The following is a 412-nucleotide window of genomic DNA, read 5'->3' on the forward strand; positions in this document are numbered from 1 at the left end:
ATGGTGGCTCGGGACGGAATCGAACCGCCGACACAAGGATTTTCAGTCCTTTGCTCTACCGACTGAGCTACCGAGCCATATATTATTTTTTAACTCGCTCGTTGAATTGCTCTGTGCCTCTTCCTCTACCAGCTGATTCAAAGACGCTCGATGCGTCGAGGCAACTCGAAGCGAATTCGATGAAGCGGATGCTCGTCTCTACCGAATGAGCTACCGAGCCATACCATATTTTTCGTGATTTTGGAACAATGGCGGTCCCGACGGGACTCGAACCCGCGATCTCCTGCGTGACAGGCAGGCATGTTAACCACTACACTACGGGACCAATTTTGGTTGCGGGGGCAGGATTTGAACCTGCGACCTTCGGGTTATGAGCCCGACGAGCTACCGGACTGCTCCACCCCGCGATGAT

Annotated in this window: 3 tRNA genes; all 3 read right to left on the reverse strand. The window is 53.4% G+C overall.

The features are described from left to right. Window position 1: 1 nt before the first annotated feature. The 3 genes from T260_RS136060 to T260_RS136050 all read right to left on the reverse strand — a co-directional run bounded on the left by T260_RS136060 (window position 2) and on the right by T260_RS136050 (window position 407). Window positions 2-77: transfer RNA gene (locus T260_RS136060), tRNA-Phe, on the reverse strand. A gap of 172 nt (window positions 78-249) precedes the next feature. Beyond that, a tRNA-Asp gene (locus T260_RS136055) sits at window positions 250-325 on the reverse strand. 5 nt (window positions 326-330) lie between these two features. Beyond that, window positions 331-407 (reverse strand) — tRNA-Met (locus tag T260_RS136050). Between the last annotated feature and the right edge of the window lie 5 nt (window positions 408-412).

This window comes from Geobacillus thermopakistaniensis (genome assembly GCF_000498995.1).
Classification (GTDB): Bacteria; Bacillota; Bacilli; order Bacillales; family Anoxybacillaceae; genus Geobacillus; species Geobacillus thermoleovorans.